Annotated in this window: 1 protein-coding gene; it reads left to right on the top strand. The window is 38.8% G+C overall.

Annotated features, from left to right (window positions below):
- The coding region (locus J7R10_RS09665) for a mechanosensitive ion channel family protein (protein WP_208436558.1) at nucleotides 1-379 on the top strand (379 nt) is incomplete at both ends.

Here is a 379-nt window from a genome sequence, read left to right on the forward strand (position 1 = left end):
TATTCTTTTTGCTGTTCTCGCAATTTCTTCTTTCCTTAATGTTATTAATATCCTCTACGAACAACAACCAACAGCGCGGTTAAAACCAATAAAAGGCTATATTCAAATTGCCAAAATTGCGCTTTTTACTGTAGCTGCGCTTCTCATGGTAGCAACATTAATTGACCGTTCACCTCTTATCCTTTTATCCAGTCTTGGTGCAATGGCCGCTGTCTTGATGTTGATTTTTCACGATACACTCCTTTCTCTCATTGCAGGCATTCAAATTTCATCTACCGATATGGTTCGTGTTGGCGATTGGATTCAAATCCCCAGTCTGGATGTAGATGGTGATGTCACTGAAATTGCACTCCATACTGTCAAAGTTCAAAATTTTGAT

This window comes from Bartonella vinsonii subsp. berkhoffii ATCC 51672, from assembly GCF_902825225.1.
Lineage (GTDB): Bacteria > Pseudomonadota > Alphaproteobacteria > Rhizobiales > Rhizobiaceae > Bartonella > Bartonella berkhoffii.